Source organism: Rhizobacter sp. Root404, assembly GCF_001425865.1.
GTDB lineage: Bacteria > Pseudomonadota > Gammaproteobacteria > Burkholderiales > Burkholderiaceae_C > LMDS01.
In genome coordinates this window covers 1,299,547-1,320,694 of record NZ_LMDS01000005.1, presented here as the reverse complement: position 1 = coordinate 1,320,694, position 21,148 = coordinate 1,299,547, and the positions used below count along the sequence as shown (strand labels likewise).

Genomic DNA, 21,148 nt, shown 5'->3' with positions numbered 1-21,148 from the left:
CCATTGTGTCGCAGCGCGGCGGCGTACTTTCAGGTCAGCGACGCCGCTTCCTTGCCATTGGCGAAGTGCTGCTGCATCAGCGCCTGGGCCCTTTCGCCGTTGCGCGCCTTCAGCGCCGCCATCAGCTGGCGGTGCTCCTTCAACGAGGCCTCGAGCCGGCCCTGCTTGAACAGCGAGTGGTGGCGGTTCAGCTTCATCACCTTGCGCAGGTCGGCCACGAGCTGGTTGCGCCAGCGGTTGTCGGCGATCTCCAGCAGCTTCATGTGGAAGCGTTCGTTGGCGGCGAAGAACGCGTCGCGGTCGGCCACCGCATCCTCGAGCTGCTGGTGCAACGCGAGCAGCTCGGCGAGCTGGGCTGCGCTGGCGCTGCGCGCGACGACCAGCGCGGCGTCGCTCTCGAGCAGTGCGAGCAGGTGATAGACCTCGGCGAGGTCGCGCTCCGACACCTCGGTGACATACGCACCGCGACGCAGCTTCATCGTCACCAGACCTTCGGCGGCCAGCACTTTCAGGGCTTCGCGCAGCGGCGTGCGGCTGATGCCGTATTCGGCTGCCAGCGCCTGCTCGTCGATCCAGCTGCCCGGGTGCAGCGTGTGGGCGAGGATGCGGCCGCGCAGCCGCTCGGCCACCTGCTCGTAGAGCGCGCGCTCGCGCAGCGGCGCGGCGGGCTGGTCGGCGAGAACGGTCGAGGGGGTAGCCATGGGCACAACTCTGGCGTTAGAATTCAATTTTGAATTATGACGGCGTTTGCGCAGATCGTCCAGCCCACATACTGGGCGCTGTACGCCGAGGGATGCACACCATGTCGGACGACAAGATTCTGAATTCGGACGCACTGCCCGCGTGGGAAAAGGCCGCCGCCAAATCCGCCCCGGGCGGCGATGCCCAGGCGCTGACTTGGGTCACCCCCGAGGGCATCCCGGTCAAGCCGCTCTACACCGCGGCCGACCTGAAAGGCCTGCCATACACGGACACCTTGCCCGGGTTCGCGCCGTTCGTGCGCGGTCCGCAGGCCACGATGTACGCGGTGCGCCCGTGGACGATCCGCCAGTACGCCGGCTTCTCCACCGCCGAGGCGTCGAACGCTTTCTACCGCAAGGCCCTGGCCGCCGGCGCGCAGGGCGTCAGCGTCGCGTTCGACCTGGCCACGCACCGCGGCTACGACAGCGACCACCCGCGCGTCACCGGCGACGTCGGCAAGGCGGGCGTCGCGATCGACTCGGTCGAGGACATGAAGATCCTGTTCGACGGCATCCCGCTCGACAAGGTCTCGGTCAGCATGACGATGAACGGCGCGGTACTGCCGGTGTTGGCCGGCTACGTGGTCGCGGCCGAAGAGCAGGGCGTGGCGCAGGACAATCTGAGCGGGACGATCCAGAACGACATCCTGAAGGAGTTCATGGTTCGGAACACCTACATCTTTCCGCCCGAACCCAGCATGCGCGCGATCGGCGACATCATCCAGTACACGGCACAGAACATGCCGAAGTTCAATTCGATCTCGATCTCCGGTTACCACATGCAGGAGGCCGGCGCGAACCAGGCGCTGGAACTCGCGTTCACGCTCGCCGACGGCCGCGAGTACGTGAAGGCGGCGCTCGCGAAGGGTCTCGATGTCGACGAGTTCGCCGGGCGCCTGAGCTTCTTCTGGGCGATCGGGATGAACTTCTACCTCGAGGTCGCCAAGATGCGCGCCGCTCGGCTGCTGTGGTGGAAGATCATGACCGCATTCGGCGCCAAGAACCCGAAGAGCCTGATGCTGCGCACCCACTGCCAGACCTCGGGCTGGAGCCTGACCGAGCAAGACCCGTACAACAACGTCGTGCGCACCACGATCGAGGCAATGGCCGCGGTGTTCGGCGGCACGCAGTCGCTGCACACCAACGCGCTCGACGAAGCGATCGCGCTGCCCTCGGAGTTCAGCGCGCGCATCGCGCGCAACACCCAGCTGATCATCCAGGAGGAGACGCACATCACCAGCGTCGTCGATCCGTGGGCCGGCAGCTACATGATGGAGAAGCTGACGCAGGACATGGCCGACGCCGCCTGGAAGATCATCGAGGAGGTCGACGCGATGGGCGGCATGGTCAAGGCCGTCGACAGCGGCTGGGCCAAGCTCAAGATCGAGGCGAGCGCGGCCGAGAAGCAGGCCCGCATCGATGCCGGCAAGGACGTGATCGTCGGCGTCAACAAGTACAAGCTGAAGACCGAGGACGCGATCGAGACGCTGGATGTCGACGGCGCGATGGTGCGCGACGGCCAGATCGCACGGCTGAAGCAGGTGCGCGCGACGCGCGACACCGCGAAGGTCCAAGCCGCGCTCGATGCGTTGTCGACCTGCGCCGAGACCGGCGAAGGCAACCTGCTCGACCTGTCGATCAAGGCGGTGCGCCTGCGCGCCACCGTGGGCGAGGTGTCCGACGCGCTCGAAAAGGTCTGGGGGCGCCACCGCGCCGACACGCAAAAGGTGACCGGTGTGTATGCAGCCGCCTATGACAGTGCCGAGGGTTGGGACAAGCTGAAGGGCGAGATCGCCCAGTTCGCCGAGGAGCAGGGCCGGCGCCCGCGCGTGATGATCGCCAAGCTCGGGCAGGACGGCCACGACCGCGGCGCCAAGGTCGTCGCGACCGCGTTCGCGGACCTCGGCTTCGACGTCGACATGGGCCCGCTGTTCCAGACCGCCGAGGAGTGCGCGCGGCAGGCAATCGAGAACGACGTGCATGCGGTGGGCGTCAGCACGCTGGCCGCCGGGCACAAGACACTGGTGCCGGCGATCATCGAATCGCTGAAGCAGCAGGGTGCCGACGACATCATCGTGTTCGTCGGCGGCGTGATCCCGCGCCAGGACTACGAGATGCTGTACGAGGCGGGCGTCAAGGGCATCTACGGGCCCGGCACGCCGATCCCGGCGAGCGCGAAGGACGTGCTCGAGCAGATCCGCGCGAACCTGACCGCCTGATCGTTTCGTGACACTCGACCGCGTCGATCAGGTGCTGGTGGCGGGCGTGCGCAGCGGTGATCGCCGCGCACTGGCCAAGTCCATCACCTTGCTCGAATCGACCCGCGCCGACCACCGCGCCCGCGCCGACGAATTGCTGAACACGTTGCTGCCCGAGACGGGGAAAGGGATGCGCCTGGGCATCTCGGGCGTGCCGGGGGTGGGCAAATCGACCTTCATCGAGGCGCTCGGCCTCGCGCTGATCGCCAAGGGGCACCGTGTCGCGGTGCTCGCGATCGATCCGTCGTCGAGCATCTCCGGCGGCTCGATCCTCGGCGACAAGACGCGGATGGAAAGACTCTCGGCCGACACCGCCGCCTACATCCGCCCGAGCCCGGCCAGCGGCACGCTCGGCGGCGTGGCCGAGAAGACCCGCGAGGCGATGCTGGTCTGCGAGGCCGCCGGCTACGACGTGGTGATCGTCGAGACCGTCGGTGTCGGCCAGAGCGAGACGGCCGTCGCGAGCATGACCGACATGTTCGTGCTGCTGCAGCTGCCGAACGCCGGCGACGACCTGCAGGCGATCAAGAAGGGCGTGATGGAGCTCGCCGACCTGGTGGTGATCAACAAGGCGGATCTCGACCCGGACGCCGCCACGCGCGCGCAAGCCCAGATCAGCAGCTCGCTGCGCATGTTCGGTGCGCACGCGGCGCCGGAGCAGTGGGTCACGCGTGTGATGCAGCTCAGTGCGTTGAAGAGCCAGGGGCTCGAGGCGTTCTGGGCCGCCGTCGAGGAGTTCCACGCCAAGCGCCGCGCCAGCGGCGAATTCGATGCGCGCCGCCAATCTCAGGCCCTGGCCTGGATGTGGGACATCGTGCATGCGCGCCTGCATGCCGATTTCCGGCACCATGCCGCGGTGCGCCGCGCCCTGCCGGCGACCCTGCGCGAGGTCACCGCGGCGCGCGTCGCGCCGTCATCGGCGGCGCGCAGTTTGCTGAACCTGTTTGAACGAGAACCGAGGTAGACGACACCATGCACGACATCATCCAGCAGCTCGAAGCCAAGCGTGCCCGCGCCCGCCTGGGCGGCGGCGAGAAGCGCATCGCCGCCCAGCACGGCAAGGGCAAGTTGACGGCGCGCGAGCGCATCGAGCTGCTGCTCGATGCCGACACGTTCGAAGAATGGGACATGTTCGTCGAGCACCGCAACCATGACTTCGGCATGGCGGACAACCGGCCCCCGGGCGACGGCGTGGTCACCGGCTACGGCATGATCAACGGCCGCCTCGTGTTCGTGTTCAGCCAGGACTTCACGGTGTTCGGCGGCGCGCTCAGCGAAGCCCATGCCGAGAAGATCTGCAAGGTGATGGACCAGGCGATGAAGGTCGGCGCGCCGGTGATCGGCCTGAACGATTCCGGCGGAGCGCGCATCCAGGAAGGCGTGGCCTCCCTCGGCGGTTATGCCGAGGTGTTCCAGCGCAACGTGATGGCCTCGGGCGTCGTGCCGCAGATCAGCATGATCATGGGGCCGTGCGCCGGCGGCGCGGTGTACTCGCCGGCAATGACCGACTTCATCTTCATGGTGAAGGACAGCTCGTACATGTTCGTCACCGGCCCCGAGGTCGTGAAGACCGTGACCCACGAGGAAGTGTCGACCGAGGACCTCGGCGGCGCATCGGTCCACACCACCAAGAGCGGCGTGGCCGACCTGGCGTTCGACAACGACGTCGACGCGCTCGCGATGCTGCGCCGCTTCTTCAACTACCTGCCGCTGAACAACCGCGAGAAGGCGCCGGTGCGCCCGAGCAGCGATCCGGCCGACCGCACCGACCTGTCGCTCGACACCCTGGTGCCGGACAACCCGAACAAGCCCTACGACATGAAGGAGCTGATCGTGAAGACCGTCGACGACGGCGACTTCTTCGAGCTGCAGCCCGACTACGCGAAGAACATCGTGATCGGCTTCGGCCGGATGGACGGGCAGGCGGTCGGCATCGTTGCGAACCAGCCGCTGGTCCTGGCCGGCTGCCTGGACATCAAGTCCAGCATCAAGGCCGCGCGCTTCGTGCGCTTCTGCGACGCTTTCAACATCCCGGTGCTGACCTTCGTCGACGTGCCCGGCTTCATGCCCGGCACCGCGCAGGAGTACGGCGGCATCATCAAGCACGGCGCGAAGCTGCTCTATGCCTACGCCGAGTGCACGGTGCCGAAGATCACCGTGATCACGCGCAAGGCCTACGGCGGCGCCTACGACGTGATGAGCTCCAAGCACCTGCGCGGCGACGTCAACTTCGCGTGGCCGAACGCCGAGATCGCGGTGATGGGCGCGAAGGGCGCGGTCGAGATCATCTTCCGCGAGGAGAAGGGCGACCCGGCCAAGCTCGCGGCGCGCGAGGCCGAGTACAAGGCCAAGTTCGCGAACCCGTTCGTCGCCGGCGCCCGCGGCTACATCGACGACGTGATCCAGCCGCACGAGACCCGCAAGCGCATCTGCCGCTCGCTCGTGATGCTGCGCGACAAGAAGGTCGACGATCCGTGGCGCAAGCACGGCAACATTCCGCTGTGAGCACTCAGGAGAGCAAGAGCATGTTTACGAAGATCCTGATTGCGAACCGCGGCGAAATCGCCTGCCGCGTCATCAAGACCGCGAAGAAGATGGGCATCGCGACGGTCGCGGTGTACTCCGAGGCCGACCGAGACGCGCTGCATGTCGAGCTGGCGGACGAGGCGGTATTCATCGGCCCGGCGCCGAGCCGCGAGTCCTACCTGGTGATGGACAAGATCATCGCCGCCTGCAAACAGACCGGCGCGCAGGCGGTGCACCCGGGCTACGGCTTCCTCAGCGAGAACGAGGTGTTCGCGCGCAAGGTCGAGGAAGAGGGCATCGTCTTCATCGGCCCCAAGCACGCGTCGATCGCCGCGATGGGCGACAAGATCGCGTCGAAGAAGCTGGCGGGCGAGGCGAAGGTCAACACCATCCCCGGCTACAACGCGGCGATCGACACGCCCGAGCAGGCGGTCGAGATCGCCAAGGGCATCGGCTACCCGGTGATGATCAAGGCCTCGGCCGGCGGCGGTGGCAAGGGGCTGCGGGTCGCCTTCAACGACAAGGAAGCGTTCGAGGGCTTCACCTCGTGCCGCAACGAGGCGCGCAACAGCTTGCGGCGACGACCGCGTGTTCATCGAGAAGTTCGTCGAGGAGCCGCGCCACATCGAGATCCAGGTGCTGGGCGACGCGCACGGCCACTGCGTCTACCTGTGGGAGCGCGAGTGCTCGATCCAGCGCCGCCACCAGAAGGTGATCGAGGAGGCGCCATCGCCCTTCATCAGCGAGGCGACGCGCAAGGCGATGGGCGAGCAGGCGGTGCAGCTCGCGAAAGCGGTGAACTACCAGAGCGCCGGCACGGTCGAGTTCGTGGTCGGCAAGGACCAGAGCTTCTACTTCCTCGAGATGAACACGCGGCTGCAGGTCGAGCACCCCGTGACCGAGTGCATCACCGGCCTCGACCTGGTGGAGCAGATGATCCGCGTCGCGGCCGGCGAGCCGCTGGCGTTCACGCAGGAGCAGATCCAGCGCAAGGGCTGGGCGATCGAGTGCCGCATCAACGCGGAAGACCCGCTGCGCAACTTCCTGCCGAGCACCGGGCGCCTGGTCGCGTTCGAGCCGCCGGCGCAGACGATGACCGCGTCGCTGCCCGTGCCGCCGGACGGCGGCATCCGGGTCGACACCGGCGTCTACGAAGGCGGCGAGATCCCGATGTTCTACGACTCGATGATCTGCAAGCTGATCGCCTGCGGCACCGACCGCAACGACGCGATCGCGAAGATGCGCGACGCGCTCGACGCGTTCGTGATCCAGGGCATCTCGAGCAACATCCCGTTCCAGGCCGCGCTGCTCGCGCACCCGAAGTTCGTCGCCGGCGACTTCAACACCGGCTTCATCGCCGAGAACTACCCGAAGGGTTTCACGCGCGCGTCGGTACAGCACGAGGATCCGAACTTTCTGCTCGCGCTCGCGGTCGCGACCAACCGGCGCGTGCTGGCGCGCTCGGCCGGCATCAGCGGCCAGCTGCGCGGGCACGAGTTGCAGGTTGGCGACCAATTCGTGGTCGTCCAGACCGATGCCGACGGCACGCGTCATGAGACGCCGGTCAGCGTGTCGGTGGCGGGCGACGTGTTCGACGTCGAGATCGCGGGCCGCCGCTACCCGATCCGTTTCACGCGGCCGCTGCGCGACACCGCGATGCACGGCGACCTGGCCGGAAAGCCGTTCTGCGCGCAGGTCGAGCGCCTGATGCTGGCCTACCGCGTCACCCACCACGGCGCGCAGGTCGAGGTGCGGGTGCTGTCGCCGCGCGCGGCCGAGTTGAACGCGCTGATGCCGTTCAAGGCACCGCCCGACCTGTCCAAGTTCCTGCTCTCGCCGATGCCGGGGCTGCTGGTCGATGTGGCCGTCACGGCGGGGCAGGCGGTGCGGGCCGGCGAGAAGCTCGCGGTGATCGAGGCGATGAAGATGGAGAACATCCTGATCGCCGCGCACGACGGCATCGTCTCCGCGGTGAAGGCCGCGAAGGGCGAGAGCCTGTCGGTCGACCAGGTCATCATGGAGTTCCAATGACGACACGACCCTTCAAGGTGCTGGGCATCCAGCAGGTCGCGATCGGCGGCCCCAGCAAGGCGGCGCTGCGCACGCTCTGGGTCGAGAAGTTCGGGCTGGAGGTGACCGGCACCTTCCGCTCGGAACGCGAGAACGTCGACGAGGACATCTGCGCGATCGGCAGCGGGCCGTTCAAGGTCGAGGTCGACCTGATGGAGCCGATCGACCCCCACGGCAAGCCGGCCGTCCACACCACGCCGCTGAACCACATCGGCCTGTGGATCGACGACCTGCCGACGGCGGTCGAATGGCTCAGCGCGAACGGCGTGCGCTTCGCGCCGGGCGGCATCCGCAAGGGGGCGGCCGGCTTCGACATCTGTTTCGTGCATCCCAAGAGCAATGCCGAGTTCCCGGTCGGCGGCGAAGGCGTCTTGATCGAGCTGGTGCAGGCCCCAGCTGAGGTCATCGACGCTTTTTCGAAGATGACGCCATGACGATCCGCGAGATCCTGAAGATGGGCGACCCGCGCCTGCTGCGCGTCGCGCCGCCGGTGCCGGCCGACGCGATCGGCACGCCGGCACTGCGGGCGCTGGTCGACGACCTGTTCGAGACCATGCATGCGGTCCAGGGTGCCGGCCTGGCGGCGCCGCAGATCGGCGTCGACCTGCAACTGGTGATCTTCGGTTTCGGCCAGAACCAGCGCTATCCCGACGCCCCGCCGGTGCCCGAGACCGTGCTGATCAATCCGGTGATCACCCCGCTCGGCGATGCCGAAGAGGAGGGGTGGGAGGGCTGCCTGTCGGTGCCCGGGCTGCGCGGCGTGGTGCCGCGGTTCGCGCGCATCCGCTACACCGGCCTCGACGCCGAAGGCAGGCCGATCGACCGCGAGGCCGAGGGTTTCCACGCCCGCGTGGTCCAGCACGAATGCGATCACCTGATCGGCAAGCTGTACCCGATGCGAGTGCGGGACTTCTCGCGCTTCGGCTTCACCAGCGTGCTGTTCCCCGGCCTGGACGCGGCGGCCGACGACTGACGTCGGCTGTAAACGGGCGTTTCTCCTACGCCCGCGCGGTCGGCGGGCGCACCGTCCGGCGCGTTGACCGAAGGCAGCATCAGCACACGTGCGCCTGCCGCACTGGAGGTTCAACGATGAGCTCGACCCTATCCCGAAGACTGGCCCTCCTGGCCCGTGGCGCAGCCGCCGGCTGGGCCTTGGCGCTTGGCGCGTTCGCGCTCTCCGCGGCGGCGCAGGAGCCGGACGTCGACCCGCCCGGCCGCGTCGCCCGAGTCTCGGAAGCCACCGGCCAGGTGTGGATCTACTCGCCGGACGCCGGCGAATGGGTCAGCGCGGTGCGCAACCAGCCGCTCACCAGCGGCGACCGCATCGCGACCGACACCGGCGCGCGCGCCGAGCTGCAGATCGGCTCGACCAGCCTGCGGCTTGATTCGGCGACCGAACTCGAGGTGGCGCAACTCGACGACGCGCAGGCCTCGCTGCAGTTGCTCGAGGGCAGTGCGATCGCGCGGGTGCGCGACGCGGAAGGCGCCGGCGAGCTCGAGATCACCACCGACGAGGGCCGCTTCCTGGTCCAGCGCAGCGGCACCTACCGGGTCGACCGCATCAACGGCAAGAGCGATCTGACCGTCTACGCCGGCGAGGCTCGTTATGAAGGCCCGAACAGCGGCCTGGCGGTCGGCCCCGGGCAGCGCGCCGAGTTCTGGATCGATTCCGGCGGCGTCGCGCAGTACACGATGTTCGGGCCGGTCAACGATGCCTTCGCCGGCTGGAGCAGCGAGCGCGATCGCCGCTACATCGGCAGCGTGGCCGAGCGCTATGTGTCGCCCGAGATGAGCGGCGCCGCCGAGCTGGACGCCTATGGCCGCTGGGAGCAGACGACCGACTACGGTGCCGTCTGGTATCCGACCGCCGTGGCGGTCGACTGGGCGCCCTACAGCCACGGCCACTGGACCTGGGTGCGGCCGTGGGGCTGGACCTGGGTCGACGACGCGCCGTGGGGCTTCGCGCCGTTCCACTACGGCCGCTGGGTCTACCTGCGCAGCCGCTGGTGCTGGACGCCGGGTCAGCGTGTCCACCGCCCGGTGTACGCGCCGGCGCTGGTCGCGTGGGTCGGCGGTTCGCGGGGCAACGTGTCGGTCACGATCGGTGGCGGGCCGGCGGTCGGCTGGTTCCCGCTCGCGCCGCGCGAGGTCTACGTGCCGGGCTACCGGGTCAGCCCGCGCTACGCCCGCAACGTCAACATCACGAACGTGACCAACGTCGCCGTGATCAACAGCGCGTTCGCGAACCCGCAGGCGCCACGCGAGTTCGAGAACCGCCGCCATCCGCGCGCGGTGACGGTCGTGCCCACGGGCGTGATGACGGAGCGCCGCGCAGTGGCGCCGGCTGCCGCGCAGTTCCGGCAGGCGCCGGCGGTGCGGGAACTGATCTCGCAGCCCGCACGGGCGGTGGCCCAGGTCACCGCGCCGGTCGCCGCGCCCTCGTTGCCCGCGCGTGGCAGCCCGACGCGCGATGTGCGCCCGCCGCCCGGGTTCGCGGGCCGGCCGGACGGCACCGCCCGCCCCGGGCTCGAGCGCCGCGATCGCGACGACCGCGACCGTCGCGCCGTGCCGCGCGACAGCGAGCGCCCGGCCCGACCGGATGTCGCCGCGCCAGCGCGTCCGGCCGTGACGGCGCAGCCCGGTGCCGTGCAGGCGCCACAGGCCACGCCGGCACCGTCGGCGATACAGCCCCCGGCCGCGACAGCGGCACCGCCGCGGCCGATTCCGAGCCCGCCCGGGCGCCCCGGCTTCGGCGACGACGAGCGTCGGCGCCCGGATCGAGGGGACCCGTCGATGCGCGGCCGCGGCGAGCGCGCGGCGGGCGGCGCGCCGGCCGTCCCCAACCCGGCGCAGCCGGTCACGCCGCAGGTCACCGCACCGGCGGCCGTGACGCCGCCCACACCGGCGGTCCAGCCGCCGCGCCCCGCTGCAGCGCCGCAGCCCGTGCAGGAGGCGCCCATGATGCGTCCGCTGCCGGTGCAGCGCGGCGACGAACGGCGCCGCGAAGACCGCGGTGCCGACGAGCGCCGCGCCCCGCCGCCGCGGCCGGTCGAGATTCAAAGGCCGCCGCAGGCGCGGCAACCGCCGCAGGCGGCGCCCGCGCCCGTGCAGCGCCCGGTCGAGATCCAGCGCCCGGCAGCGCCGGTGCAAGCGCCGCCGGTCCAGCGGCCGGTCGAGATCCAGCGCGCACCGCAGCCGGTGCAGCCGCCACCGGTCCAGCGCCCGGTGGACGTGCCGCGCCCGGCCGTCGCGCCGCCGCCGGTGCAGCGGATCGATCCGCCGCGCGCACCCGAAGCCCGTGGCCCGCGGGCAGACAACCCGCGCGCCGACGACAACCGGCGCGGCGAGCCGCGCGACCAGCGCTGAGGCGGACGCGCCCGGTCAGCGCTTCGGCAGCAGCGGCCGCAGCACCGGCCAGACGTTGTCGAGGATCGTCGGGTGCGCCTGCGCGGTCGGATGGATGCGGTCGCGCTGGAACAGCGATTCCGCCTGCGGCACATCGGCCACGCCCTTGAGCAGGAAGGGCACGAGCGCCGCGCCTTCGGCCCTGGCGATCGTCGCGAACAGCCCGGCGAACTCCTCGCCGTACTGCTTGCCGTAGTTCGGCGGCAGCTGCATGCCGGCGATCACCACCTTGGCACCGGCGGCCTTCGCGGCCTTGGTCATCGTGTCGAGGTTGTCGCGGGTCATCGCCAGTGGCAGGCCGCGCAACGCGTCGTTGCCGCCGAGCTCGAGCACGACGATCGCCGGGCGATGCTGCTTCAACAGCGCCGGCAAGCGGGTGCGGCCGCCCGAGGTGGTGTCGCCGCTGATGCTGGCGTTGACGACCGTCGCCGCGATGCCTTGCTGAGCGAGGCGCGCCTCGAGCAGCGCGACCCAGCCGCTGCCGCGCACCAAGCCGTACTCGGCCGACAGGCTGTCGCCGACCACGAGCACGACCGGTCGGGCCGGCCCCTGAGCGGACGCGGTCGTGCCGAACGGCAGCACGAGCGCCGCAGCCAACGCGGTACAGTGCGCCAGCCATCGGCGCCGAGACGCTCGAACACCAGGAAACCCACCGTCATTCATGTCTGAACCCATCATTGCCGTCGAGCGTGTCACCAAGCAGGTCAAGGACTCCACCGGGACGTTGACCATTCTCCACGAGATCGATTTTTCGCTGGCGGCGCGCCAGTCGGCGGCGATCGTCGGCGCGTCGGGCTCGGGCAAGAGCACGCTGCTGTCGATCATCGCGGGGCTGGACACGCCGACCACCGGCACCGTGAAGCTGGGCGGCGTCGATCTGTTCGCGATCGACGAGGACGCGCGCGCCGCGGTGCGTGCCGAGAAGGTGGGGTTCGTGTTCCAGAGTTTCCAGCTGCTCGGCAACCTCAATGCGCTGGAGAACGTGATGCTGCCGCTCGAACTGCAGGGCCGCAGCGATGCGCGCGCGCTGGCCACCGAGATGCTGCGCCGCGTCGGCCTCGGCGAGCGGCTGCGCCACTACCCGAAGGTGCTCTCCGGCGGCGAGCAGCAGCGCGTCGCGCTGGCGCGCGCCTTCGTCATGCGGCCGGCCGTGCTGCTCGCCGACGAACCGACCGGCAGTCTCGACTTCGCGACCGGCGAGACCGTGATGGCGCTGATGTTCGACCTGAACCGCGAAGCCGGTACCACGCTGGTGCTCGTCACCCACGACCGCTCGATCGCCGCGCGCTGCGATCGGCAGCTGCACATCGAGGCGGGAAGGGTCGCCACCGAGATCGAGGCGTAGCCGAAGGCCAGCCCAGAAACCGAACAAGGGCGCCGAAGGCGCCCTTGTCACGGTAGCGAAGCGTACTAATTGCTGAACTTGTAGTCCGTCTTCGCCTTGGTCTTCAGCTCGTCGACGAACGCGCCGAGCTTCTGCTGCTCCATGCGCTGCTTCAGCTGGCCCTTGACGTCGTCGTACGGCGGGAACTGCGCCTCGCGCGTGTCGTCGAGCTTGATGATGTGGTAACCGAACTGCGTCTTAACCGGCTCCTGCGTCATCTCGCCTTTCTTGAGCTTGACCATCGCCTGCGAGAACTCGGGCACGTACGAGCCCGGAGCCGCGAAATCGAGGTCGCCGCCGTTGGCGCCCGATCCCGGGTCCTTCGAGTTCTTCTTGGCCAGCTCCTCGAAGTTGGCGCCGCCCTTGATCTGGGCGATCAGCGCCTTGGCCTCGTCTTCCTTCTCGACCAGGATGTGGCGGGCGCGGTATTCCGTCCCGGCCGACTGGGCCTTGAACTTCTCGTACTCGGCCTTGACGTCGGCGTCGGCGACCGCGCTCTTCTGCGTGAAGTCCTCGGTCAGCATCTTGGTCAGCACGGCCTGGCGGGCCTGCTCCATTTGCTGTTTGTAGTCGGCGCTGGCCGCCAGGCCGCGGCGCTCGGCCTCCTGCGTCAGGATCTCGTCCATCACGAGCTTGTCGCGCACCCGCTGGTCGAGGTCGGGCGGGAGCTGCTGGTTCTGTGCGGCGGCCTGCTTCTGCACCTGCTTGATCAGCGCATCGGCGCGCGCCTTCGGCACCGGCTTGCCATTGACGATGGCGATGTTCTGGGCCTGCACGGTCAGCGAGGCCGACAGCAGCAATGCGGCGCACGCAGCGAAATAGGTCTTCTTCATGAGCATCAGGGGAGTTGGGGGGTGACTCAGGATTCACCGGGCGCGCGCGCCTCGATGGCCAAGGCGTGGATGCCGCGCGGGATCAAAAGTTGCAGCGCATCATATATGAGGCGGTGGCGGGCCACACGTGACAAACCGTTGAAGCGCGCGGCGGTCACACGCACCGTGAAGTGCCGGCCTTCGCGCGCGCCGGCATGGCCGGCATGCAGGTGGCTGTCGTCCTCCACGGCCAGCTCCAGCGGGGCCAGCGCTTCGCGAAGCACGGCGTCGATGTCCTGCGCGGCGACACTCATGGCAGGCGCTCCGGTGCAGGCGCCGGTGCCGGCTCGTCGCTGGGTTCCGGCGGCATGTGCTTGCTGATGTAGAGCCCCTGCGCGACCATGAACACCAGCATCAGCCCGGTCACGCCGAAGGCCTTGAAGGTGAACCAGGTCGAGGTGCTGTAGCTGTAGGCCACGTAAAGATTCAACAAGCCGAGCAGCGCGAAGAACGCGATCCACGCGAAGTTCAGGCGCTGCCACACTGCTGCCGGCAGCTGCAGTTGCTCGCCGATCAGCGTCTGCAGCAGGTTCTTGCGGAAGAAGGTCTGGCTGACCCAGAACGCCAGGCCCATCGCCCAGTACAGCGCGCTCGGCTTCCACTTGATGAAGGTGGCGTTGTGGAACCAGATCGTCGCGCCGCCGAGCACGACGACGAGCACGAAGGTCACCCACAGCATCATGTCGACCTTCTTGCCGCGCGACAGCAGCCAGCCGATCTGCACGCCGGTGGCAAGGATCACGACGATGGTCGCGAGCAGCGCCGAGGCCTCCTCGGTGCCGACCACGCCGCCGGACACCATGAAGCCGAAGTGTTCGGTCGCGAAGCGCGCGGCCCAGTCGGCGTTGTGGTCGGCGTACTTGCCGACCCCGAAGAACAGCAGCAGCGGCAGGAAGTCGAGGAAGATCTTCATCGGCAAGCCCGCGCGGGGCGAAACAGCGTCATTGGGGCGCGAAGTCTAGCGCGGCGACGCGAGGCGTCACGACGAGCACGAGACCTCGATCGATTGCGCCCATTCGGGCGGAAAGCCGGCATAGGCGGTGGTGGCGGCGTCGTCCTGCTCGTCATAGGGGCGTTGCAAGACTTGCAGCAGGCGCTCGGTCGCGCTGAAGTCGCCGCCTTGCGCCGCCTGGATTGCGACCTCGGCGAGGTGGTTGCGCAGCACGAACTTGGGGTTCACGCGGTCCATCCGCACCGTGCGCTCGGCGTCGGTGCCGGGCTCGCGCGCCAGCCGCTGCGCATAGCGCGTCGCCCACCCGTCGAACGCGGCGCGATCGATGAACAGGTCGCGGATCACGGCGTCGTCGGCGCCGCCCGCGGTCGCGAACCGGCCGAGGCGCCGGAAGGTGATCGTGAAGTCGCAGCGGTCGGCGGCCATCAGGCGCAGCAGGTCGTCGACCAGCTCGCGGTCGCCGTCCTCGCGCGTCTGGAGCCCGAGCTTGGCGCGCCAGCGTGCGAGCAGCGCATCGGCGAACCCGGTCTTGTAAGGCTCGAGCGCGGCCAGCGCCAGATCGGAATCGCCGATCAGCGGCAGCAGCGCCTGCGCCAGTGCATGCAGGTTCCAGAAGCCGACGTTCGGCTGCCGCGCCCAGGCGTAGCGGCCCTGGCTGTCGGAGTGGTTGCAGATGTGGCCGGGATCGAACGCGTCGAGGAAGCCGAACGGCCCGTAGTCGATCGTCAGGCCGAGGATCGACATGTTGTCGGTGTTCATCACGCCGTGGCAGAAGCCCACGGCCTGCCAGTCGGCCATCAGATCGGCCGTACGCAGCGCGACCTGCTCCAGCAGCGCGGCGTACGGGTTGGCGGCTTCTCGACAGGCCGGGAAGTGGTGCGCGATCACGAAGTCTGCCAGCTGGCGCAGCTCGGCGTGCAGGTCGTGGTGCGCGAAGTGCTCGAAATGGCCGAAGCGGATGAAGCTCGGCGCGACCCGGGTCACCACCGCCGCGGTCTCGATCGTCTCGCGCCGCACCGGCAGCGCCGAGCCCGTGACGCACAGCGCGCGCGTCGTCGGCACGCCGAGTCCGTGCATCGCCTCCGAGCCGAGGAACTCGCGGATCGACGAACGCAGCACCGCGCGGCCGTCGCCCATGCGCGAGTACGGCGTGCGACCGGCACCCTTGAGCTGGATCTCCAGCGGTCCGGCCGGCGTGTCCATCTCGCCGAGCCACAGGGCGCGGCCATCGCCGAGCTGGCCTGCCCACACGCCGAACTGGTGACCGCTGTAGACGGTCGCGAGCGGCGTCATCCCGGGCCAGCGGCCCTGGCCGCTGAGCACATGCAGTGCATCGAGGTCGGCGCGGCTCGTCCAGTCCGGCGGCAGGCCCAGCAGCGCAGCGCAGGACGCGCTGGTTGCGACCCAATGCGGGTCGGGCAGCGGTTCGGCGGGCAACGCGGTGAAGAACGCGTCACCGAGGCCGCGGAAACGGTTCGGCCACGTGGCGGCAGCGCGCGGAGCAGCCGCGGTTTCATCCATCATCATCGGTCGCAGTTTAGCCAGCGGTGCGAGGCCGAAGCGCCGAAGGGAGAATGCCCGGTTCACCGCCCGTTCACCATGCCGGTGCGTCGGAAATTCGCTGCTGTCCCCGCGGTGACAGGGCTTTGGGGTAGTCCCTGTAACCCCACGCAACGCACTTCCGTTACCTTTGCGGGCGTTTCACATACCCGGAGCTCCATCATGAAGTCTGCTCGTCGCTCGTTGTCCCGCAACGTGTTCTCACTGACCGTCGGAGCCGCTCTCGCCGTCTCGGCCGGCGTCGCCATGGCCCAGGCCAAGCCCCTGGCGGGCCAGACCGTCAAGCTGATGTGGATCGATCCGCTGACCGGCCTGATGGGCCCGGTCGGCACCAACCAGGTCAAGACCCAGCAGTACCTGGCCGAGCGCTTCAGCGCCAGCAACCCGGCCGGCGTCAAGTTCGAGATCGTGCCGGTCGACAACAAGCTGAGCCCGACCGAAAGCCTGAACGCGCTGAAGTCGGCGATCGACCAGGGCATCCGCTACGTGATCCAGGGCAATGGCTCCTCGGTCGCCGTGCCGCTGATCGATGCGATCAACAAGCACAACGAACGCAATCCCGGCAAGGAGATCGTCTTCCTGAACGAGGCCGCGGTCGACCCTGACCTGACCAACAGCAAGTGCAGCTTCTGGCACTTCCGCTTCGACGCCGACACGACGATGAAGATGGAGGCGATCACGAGCTACATGAAGGACCAGAAGGACATCAAGAAGGTCTTCATCCTGGGCCAGAACTATTCGCACGGCCAGCAGGTCTCCAGGTACGCGAAGGAATACCTGAAGCGCAAGCGTCCGGACATCGAGATCGTCGGCGACGACCTGCACCCGCTCGCGCAGGTTCGCGACTTCGCCCCGTACATCGCCAAGATCAAGGCCTCGGGCGCGGACACGGTGATCACCGGCAACTGGGGCTCCGACCTGGCGCTGCTCGTCAAGGCGGCCAACGAAGGCGGCTACACCGGCAAGTTCTTCACGTACTACACCGGCGTGACCGGCACGCCGTCGGCCCTGGGCCAGACCGGCGCCGGCAAGGTCTACCAGATCGCCTATGCCCACTACAACATGGGCGGCGAGATGAACACGATCATGAAGGGCTTCAAGGACAAGTTCAACGACGACCTCTACACCGGCTCGGTGATCCGCCAGTTCGAGTACCTCGGCGCGGCGATGGCCAAGGCCAAGTCGACCGACCCGGTGAAGGTGGCCTTCGCGATGGAGGGCATGAAGATCAAGAGCGCCTTCGGCGGCGAGACCGAGATGCGCAAGACCGACCACCAACTGCAGCAGACGCTCTACATGACCGTCTGGCAGAAGGCGGACGCCAAGAACCCGTACTCGCCCGAGAACACCGGCATGACTCTGGCGCCGGTCGCGACCTTCGAGCCTTACGTGTCGAGCACGCCGACGAGCTGCCAGATGCAGCGCCCGGCGGGCGGCTGACCTTCCTCCCGGTCCGCAGGGCCCGCCGGGGATGACCCGCCGGGCCCTGCTCGTCACCGTCGTGCGTTCTCGACCGCTGTTGACCTGATCCCTTTCACACTGCACCCGCGGAAGCGCCACACGATGGAGTTCTTCACGATTTCGATGCTCAACGGCCTGAGCTACGGGCTGTTGCTGTTCATGTTGAGTTCGGGCCTGACCCTGATCTTCAGCATGATGGGCGTGCTGAACTTCGCGCATGCGAGCTTCTACATGGTTGGCGCGTACGTTGCCTACACGATCACCCGGATCGTCGGTTTCTGGCCCGGGCTGTTCCTGGCGCCGCTGGTGGTTGCCGCGCTCGGCGCCGCCTTCGAGAAGTACTGCCTGCGCCGGGTGCACAAGTTCGGCCATGTGCCCGAGCTGTTGATCACCTTCGGCCTGTCCTACGTCATCCTGGAACTGGTGCAGTTGATCTGGGGCCGCACGGCGGTCGAGTTCCCGCCCCCCGAGATGCTGCGCGGACCGATGTTCACGCTGATCAATTCGTCGGTCGACGGCATGCACCTGGTCTGGGGCGCAGCGCCCGCGGCCATGTGCACGGCGGCCGACGCGGCCGTGCGCATCGTCTGCTCGCCGTTCCCGGCCACCCGTGGCTTCATGATGATGATCGCGCTGATCATGCTGGTCGCGCTGTGGTTGATGCTCACGCGCACCCGCGTCGGCCTGGTGATCCAGAGCGCGCTCACGCACCCGGAGATGGTCGAGTCGCTGGGCCACAACGTGCCGCGCGTCTTCATGATGGTGTTCGGTGCCGGTGCCGGCCTGGCCGGGCTGGCCGGCGTGATCGGCGGCAGCACCTTCGTGACCGAGCCGTCGATGGCGGCCACGGTCGGCTCGGTGATCTTCGTCGTCGTGGTCGTCGGCGGCATGGGCTCGCTGGCCGGTGCGTTCGTCGCCTCGCTGTTGATCGGCGTGCTGCAGACCTTCGCGGTGGCGCTCGACTACTCGATCTTCAGCGCGCTGAAGAACATCGGCGTGACCCTCTCGCCGGCCGCGGCCGACCACTCCCTGTTGAAACTCACGGTGTCCCAGGTGGCACCGATCCTGCCGTACCTTCTGCTGGTGCTGATCCTGATCTTCAGGCCCAAGGGCTTGATGGGCACGAGAGAGGGCTGACCCATGACTGCATCCGCCATCAAATACGGGGCCATGGGCCCGCGCGACCTGATCATCTGGGGGCTCGCGATCGTCGTGATGCTCGTGGCGCCGCTGATCTTCAGCAGCAGCCTCGCAATCACGATGCTCTCGCAGATGGGCATCGCGATCGTCGCCTGCCTGTCCTTCAACATGCTGCTGGGGCAGGGCGGCATGCTGAGCTTCGGTCACGCCGTCTACTCGGGCCTGGGCTCGTTCGTCGCGATCCACGCGCTGAAGGCGATCGGCGACGGCTCGTTCCCGATCCCGGTCAGCCTGCTGCCGCTGGTCGGTGGCGTGGCCGGGCTGTTCTTCGCGGTGCTGTTCGGCTTCGTGACGACCAAGAAGTCGGGCACGACCTTCGCGATGATCACGCTGGGCATCAGCGAACTGGTGTTCGCGGCTTCGCTGATGATGGCCGAATTCTTCGGCGGCGAGGCCGGCGTCAGCGCCAACCGGGTCATCGGCAAACCGGTGATGGGCATCACCTACGGGCCGCAGATCCAGGTGTATTACCTGCTCGCGATCTACACCATCGTCTGCACCGCCGGCATGTACGCGTTCACGCGGACGCCGCTCGGGCGCATGCTGAACGCGGTGCGCGACAACCCGGAGCGGGTCGAGTTCATCGGCTACAACACGCAGCGGGTGCGCTACATCTCCTTCATCATCGCCGGCTTCTTTGCCGGCGTCGCGGGCGGCATGTACGCGCTGAACTTCGAGATCGCCACCGCCGAGGTCGTCGGCGCGGCGCGCTCGGGTGCCTACCTGCTGTTCACGTTCCTCGGCGGGGCCACCTTCTTCTTCGGGCCGATCATCGGCGCGGCGCTGATGGTGCTGGCGCTGGTGCTGCTCTCCGAGATCACGAAGGCCTGGCTGCTCTACCTCGGGCTGGTCTTCCTGCTGATGGTGATGTTCGCGCCGGGCGGCATCGCCAGCCTGATCATGATGAACCTGCGGGTCTGGAAGTTCGGCAAGCTCGGCCGCCTGCTCGGCTGGTACGTCCTGCTCGCCGTCACCGGCGCGGTGATGTTCTTCGGCATCGCCGCGATGATCGAGATGACCTATCACATCCAGTTGAACGAGGCGCTCGGGCCGATCATGCGATTCCTGGGGCTCGATCTGAACGTGAAGTCCGCGACCAGCTGGATCGGCGCCGTCGTGGTGGCGCTGGTCGGCATCGGCCTGTTCGAGTTCACGCGCCGTCGCTTCGCGCTCCACTGGGGCGAGGTGCAGGGCGAGATCGAAGCGGCGATCCGCGCACGGGAGGCGGCATGAGCCAGTTCGCCATTGAATTGAAGGATCTGCGCAAGTCCTTCGGCAAGACCGAGATCATCCGCGGTGCCAACCTGGCCGTCGTGCCAGGCGAGCGGGTCGCGATCATCGGGCCGAACGGCGCCGGCAAGTCGACGCTGTTCAACCTGATCAGCGGGCGCTTCGGCCCCACCAGCGGCGAGATCGTGCTGAACGGCCAGCGCATCGACGGCATGGCGCCGTATGAGGTCAGCCGGCTCGGGCTGGCGCGCAGCTTTCAGGTCAGCAACCTGTTCAACAAGCTCTCGGTCTTCGAGAACCTGCGCTGCGGCGTGCTCTGGTCGATGGGCTACAAGTACGCGTTCTGGAAGTTCCTCGCCGGCCTGGACGATGCGAACGGACGCGCCGAGAAGCTGCTGCGCGACCTGCACCTCGACAAGAAGCGCGACACACTCGCGATGAACCTGACCTACGCCGAGCAGCGGGCGCTCGAGATCGGCATCACGATCGCCGGCGGCGCCAATGTGATCCTGCTCGACGAGCCCACCGCCGGCATGAGCAAGAGCGAGACCGCGCGCTTCATCGAGCTGATCCGCGAGGTCACGGTCGGCAAGACGCTGCTGACCGTGGAACACGACATGGGCGTCGTGTTCGGGCTGGCCGACAAGATCGCCGTGCTGGTCTACGGCGAGGTGATCGCGTTCGACGTGCCCGAGGCGGTGCGCGCGAACGCCAAGGTGCAGGAGGCGTATCTCGGCTCTGTGCTCGCCGATGCCCAGGCCGCCGAGGCGGGACACTGACATGCTGCAACTGAATCAACTGCACGCCTATTACGGCAAGAGCCACATCCTGCACGGCGTCGACATGAAGGTCGGCGAGGGCGAGATCGTTGCGCTGCTGGGCCGCAACGGCTCGGGCCGCTCGACCACCGTCAAGACGATCATGGGGCTGGTCTCCGGCGAGGGTTCGGTCAAGTTCCGGGACCAGGAAATCCTTGGCCAGCACACGTTCGACATCGCGCACCGCGGCATCGGCTACGTGCCCGAAAATCGCGACATCTTCCCGAAGCTGACGGTCGAGCAGAACCTGATGCTCGGCGAGAAGCGCGGCAAGAAAAAGCCGCGCTGGTCGTTCGACGACATGTACCGGATGTTCCCGCGCCTGAAGGAGCGCCAGCACACCGAGGCCGGCGTGCTCTCCGGCGGCGAGCAGCAGATGCTGACGCTGTGCCGCACGCTGATGGGCGACCCGGACCTGATCATGATCGACGAGCCGACCGAAGGCCTCGCGCCGAAGATCGTCGAACTGGTCGCCGAGTACCTGAAGACCCTGAAGGAACGGGGGGTGTCGGTGCTGCTGGTCGAACAAAAGCTCACCATCGCGCTGAGCATCTCCGAACGCTGCTACGTGATGGGTCACGGCAGCATCGTCTTCGAAGGCACGCCGGCAGCCTTGCGTGCCGACGCCTATATTCGCAAGGAGTGGCTGGAGGTCTGACGCCGGGCGAACGA

18 protein-coding genes and 1 pseudogene are annotated in these 21,148 nt (G+C 68.1%); 13 read left to right on the top strand and 6 right to left on the bottom strand.

Annotated elements, in window-relative coordinates:
- Positions 1-29 precede the first annotated feature (29 nt).
- Positions 30-701: a GntR family transcriptional regulator gene (locus ASC76_RS20245; protein WP_056470568.1), complete on the bottom strand. Its 672-nt coding sequence runs from the start codon at positions 699-701 to the stop codon at positions 30-32.
- A gap of 101 nt (positions 702-802) precedes the next feature.
- On the opposite strand from ASC76_RS20245, the gene scpA reads away from it, so the two are divergent.
- The 7 genes and pseudogenes from scpA to ASC76_RS20210 all read left to right on the top strand — a co-directional run bounded on the left by scpA (position 803) and on the right by ASC76_RS20210 (position 10,960).
- Entirely contained in the window at positions 803-2,959 is a 2,157-nt protein-coding gene (gene scpA, locus ASC76_RS20240; protein WP_056471214.1) for a methylmalonyl-CoA mutase, read from the top strand.
- A 7-nt stretch (positions 2,960-2,966) separates the two neighbouring features.
- Positions 2,967-3,962, top strand: a complete 996-nt coding sequence (meaB, locus tag ASC76_RS20235; RefSeq protein WP_056470566.1) for a methylmalonyl Co-A mutase-associated GTPase MeaB — start codon at positions 2,967-2,969, stop codon at positions 3,960-3,962.
- A gap of 8 nt (positions 3,963-3,970) precedes the next feature.
- A complete protein-coding gene (locus ASC76_RS20230) occupies positions 3,971-5,503 on the top strand; it encodes an acyl-CoA carboxylase subunit beta (protein WP_056470563.1) in 1,533 nt (510 codons plus the stop codon).
- 20 nt (positions 5,504-5,523) lie between these two features.
- A pseudogene (locus ASC76_RS20225) lies at positions 5,524-7,555 on the top strand (acetyl-CoA carboxylase biotin carboxylase subunit).
- Positions 7,552-8,028 (top strand): VOC family protein, encoded by a 477-nt coding sequence (locus ASC76_RS20220; protein WP_056470560.1) that lies wholly within the window; start codon positions 7,552-7,554, stop codon positions 8,026-8,028. The pseudogene ASC76_RS20225 and the gene ASC76_RS20220 overlap by 4 nt, the downstream one beginning before the upstream one ends.
- Entirely contained in the window at positions 8,025-8,567 is a 543-nt protein-coding gene (def, locus tag ASC76_RS20215; protein ID WP_056470557.1) for a peptide deformylase, read from the top strand. Before ASC76_RS20220 ends, def begins: the two co-directional genes overlap by 4 nt.
- Positions 8,568-8,683: 116 nt before the next feature.
- The gene (locus ASC76_RS20210) at positions 8,684-10,960 is read left to right on the top strand and encodes a DUF6600 domain-containing protein (RefSeq protein WP_157615881.1); all 2,277 of its coding nucleotides are present in this window, start codon (positions 8,684-8,686) and stop codon (positions 10,958-10,960) included.
- 15 nt (positions 10,961-10,975) lie between these two features.
- Here the strand turns inward: ASC76_RS20210 and ASC76_RS20205 are convergent, their stop codons facing one another.
- The gene (locus ASC76_RS20205) at positions 10,976-11,662 is read right to left on the bottom strand and encodes an arylesterase (protein ID WP_056470551.1); all 687 of its coding nucleotides are present in this window, start codon (positions 11,660-11,662) and stop codon (positions 10,976-10,978) included.
- Between ASC76_RS20205 and ASC76_RS20200 the strand changes: the two genes are divergently transcribed.
- Entirely contained in the window at positions 11,661-12,344 is a 684-nt protein-coding gene (locus ASC76_RS20200) for an ABC transporter ATP-binding protein (protein WP_056470548.1), read from the top strand. The genes ASC76_RS20205 and ASC76_RS20200 overlap by 2 nt on opposite strands.
- Positions 12,345-12,409: 65 nt before the next feature.
- Here the strand turns inward: ASC76_RS20200 and ASC76_RS20195 are convergent, their stop codons facing one another.
- From ASC76_RS20195 to ASC76_RS20180, 4 genes are all read right to left on the bottom strand, one after another.
- Entirely contained in the window at positions 12,410-13,216 is an 807-nt protein-coding gene (locus ASC76_RS20195) for a peptidylprolyl isomerase (RefSeq protein ID WP_056471211.1), read from the bottom strand.
- Between the two features lie 26 nt (positions 13,217-13,242).
- The gene (locus ASC76_RS20190) at positions 13,243-13,509 is read right to left on the bottom strand and encodes a BolA family transcriptional regulator (protein WP_056470544.1); all 267 of its coding nucleotides are present in this window, start codon (positions 13,507-13,509) and stop codon (positions 13,243-13,245) included.
- Positions 13,506-14,168 carry a septation protein A gene (locus tag ASC76_RS20185; RefSeq protein ID WP_056470541.1) on the bottom strand — a complete coding sequence of 221 codons (663 nt, stop codon included), beginning with the start codon at positions 14,166-14,168 and terminating at the stop codon, positions 13,506-13,508. Before ASC76_RS20185 ends, ASC76_RS20190 begins: the two co-directional genes overlap by 4 nt.
- Positions 14,169-14,234: 66 nt before the next feature.
- Positions 14,235-15,734: a YdiU family protein gene (locus ASC76_RS20180; protein ID WP_056470538.1), complete on the bottom strand. Its 1,500-nt coding sequence runs from the start codon at positions 15,732-15,734 to the stop codon at positions 14,235-14,237.
- Positions 15,735-15,929: 195 nt separating this feature from the next.
- On the opposite strand from ASC76_RS20180, the gene ASC76_RS20175 reads away from it, so the two are divergent.
- The 5 genes from ASC76_RS20175 (at position 15,930) to ASC76_RS20155 (ending at position 21,134) form a co-directional block, all read left to right on the top strand.
- Complete coding sequence (locus ASC76_RS20175; protein ID WP_056470535.1) at positions 15,930-17,207, top strand: branched-chain amino acid ABC transporter substrate-binding protein; 1,278 nt, start codon at positions 15,930-15,932, stop codon at positions 17,205-17,207.
- 123 nt (positions 17,208-17,330) lie between these two features.
- Entirely contained in the window at positions 17,331-18,365 is a 1,035-nt protein-coding gene (locus ASC76_RS20170) for a branched-chain amino acid ABC transporter permease (RefSeq protein ID WP_056470532.1), read from the top strand.
- Positions 18,366-18,368: 3 nt separating this feature from the next.
- Positions 18,369-19,661, top strand: coding sequence for a branched-chain amino acid ABC transporter permease (locus ASC76_RS20165; RefSeq protein ID WP_082549314.1), 1,293 nt, complete (start codon positions 18,369-18,371; stop codon positions 19,659-19,661).
- Positions 19,658-20,437 carry an ABC transporter ATP-binding protein gene (locus ASC76_RS20160; protein ID WP_056470528.1) on the top strand — a complete coding sequence of 260 codons (780 nt, stop codon included), beginning with the start codon at positions 19,658-19,660 and terminating at the stop codon, positions 20,435-20,437. The genes ASC76_RS20165 and ASC76_RS20160 overlap by 4 nt, the downstream gene beginning before the upstream one ends.
- A 1-nt stretch (position 20,438) precedes the next feature.
- Positions 20,439-21,134 (top strand): ABC transporter ATP-binding protein, encoded by a 696-nt coding sequence (locus tag ASC76_RS20155; protein WP_056470526.1) that lies wholly within the window; start codon positions 20,439-20,441, stop codon positions 21,132-21,134.
- Positions 21,135-21,148 lie beyond the last annotated feature (14 nt).

What these genes read in the sequence shown, in the direction of transcription:
- ASC76_RS20245 (WP_056470568.1), bottom strand. Translation starts at nt 701, where the DNA reads ATGGCTACCCCCTCGACCGTTCTCGCCGACCAGCCCGCCGCGCCGCTG.
- scpA (WP_056471214.1), top strand. Translation starts at nt 803, where the DNA reads ATGTCGGACGACAAGATTCTGAATTCGGACGCACTGCCCGCGTGGGAA.
- ASC76_RS20230 (WP_056470563.1), top strand. Translation starts at nt 3,971, where the DNA reads ATGCACGACATCATCCAGCAGCTCGAAGCCAAGCGTGCCCGCGCCCGC.
- ASC76_RS20220 (WP_056470560.1), top strand. Translation starts at nt 7,552, where the DNA reads ATGACGACACGACCCTTCAAGGTGCTGGGCATCCAGCAGGTCGCGATC.
- def (WP_056470557.1), top strand. Translation starts at nt 8,025, where the DNA reads ATGACGATCCGCGAGATCCTGAAGATGGGCGACCCGCGCCTGCTGCGC.
- ASC76_RS20210 (WP_157615881.1), top strand. Translation starts at nt 8,684, where the DNA reads ATGAGCTCGACCCTATCCCGAAGACTGGCCCTCCTGGCCCGTGGCGCA.
- ASC76_RS20200 (WP_056470548.1), top strand. Translation starts at nt 11,661, where the DNA reads ATGTCTGAACCCATCATTGCCGTCGAGCGTGTCACCAAGCAGGTCAAG.
- ASC76_RS20205 (WP_056470551.1), bottom strand. Translation starts at nt 11,662, where the DNA reads ATGAATGACGGTGGGTTTCCTGGTGTTCGAGCGTCTCGGCGCCGATGG.
- ASC76_RS20195 (WP_056471211.1), bottom strand. Translation starts at nt 13,216, where the DNA reads ATGAAGAAGACCTATTTCGCTGCGTGCGCCGCATTGCTGCTGTCGGCC.
- ASC76_RS20190 (WP_056470544.1), bottom strand. Translation starts at nt 13,509, where the DNA reads ATGAGTGTCGCCGCGCAGGACATCGACGCCGTGCTTCGCGAAGCGCTG.
- ASC76_RS20185 (WP_056470541.1), bottom strand. Translation starts at nt 14,168, where the DNA reads ATGAAGATCTTCCTCGACTTCCTGCCGCTGCTGCTGTTCTTCGGGGTC.
- ASC76_RS20180 (WP_056470538.1), bottom strand. Translation starts at nt 15,734, where the DNA reads ATGATGATGGATGAAACCGCGGCTGCTCCGCGCGCTGCCGCCACGTGG.
- ASC76_RS20175 (WP_056470535.1), top strand. Translation starts at nt 15,930, where the DNA reads ATGAAGTCTGCTCGTCGCTCGTTGTCCCGCAACGTGTTCTCACTGACC.
- ASC76_RS20170 (WP_056470532.1), top strand. Translation starts at nt 17,331, where the DNA reads ATGGAGTTCTTCACGATTTCGATGCTCAACGGCCTGAGCTACGGGCTG.
- ASC76_RS20165 (WP_082549314.1), top strand. Translation starts at nt 18,369, where the DNA reads ATGACTGCATCCGCCATCAAATACGGGGCCATGGGCCCGCGCGACCTG.
- ASC76_RS20160 (WP_056470528.1), top strand. Translation starts at nt 19,658, where the DNA reads ATGAGCCAGTTCGCCATTGAATTGAAGGATCTGCGCAAGTCCTTCGGC.
- ASC76_RS20155 (WP_056470526.1), top strand. Translation starts at nt 20,439, where the DNA reads ATGCTGCAACTGAATCAACTGCACGCCTATTACGGCAAGAGCCACATC.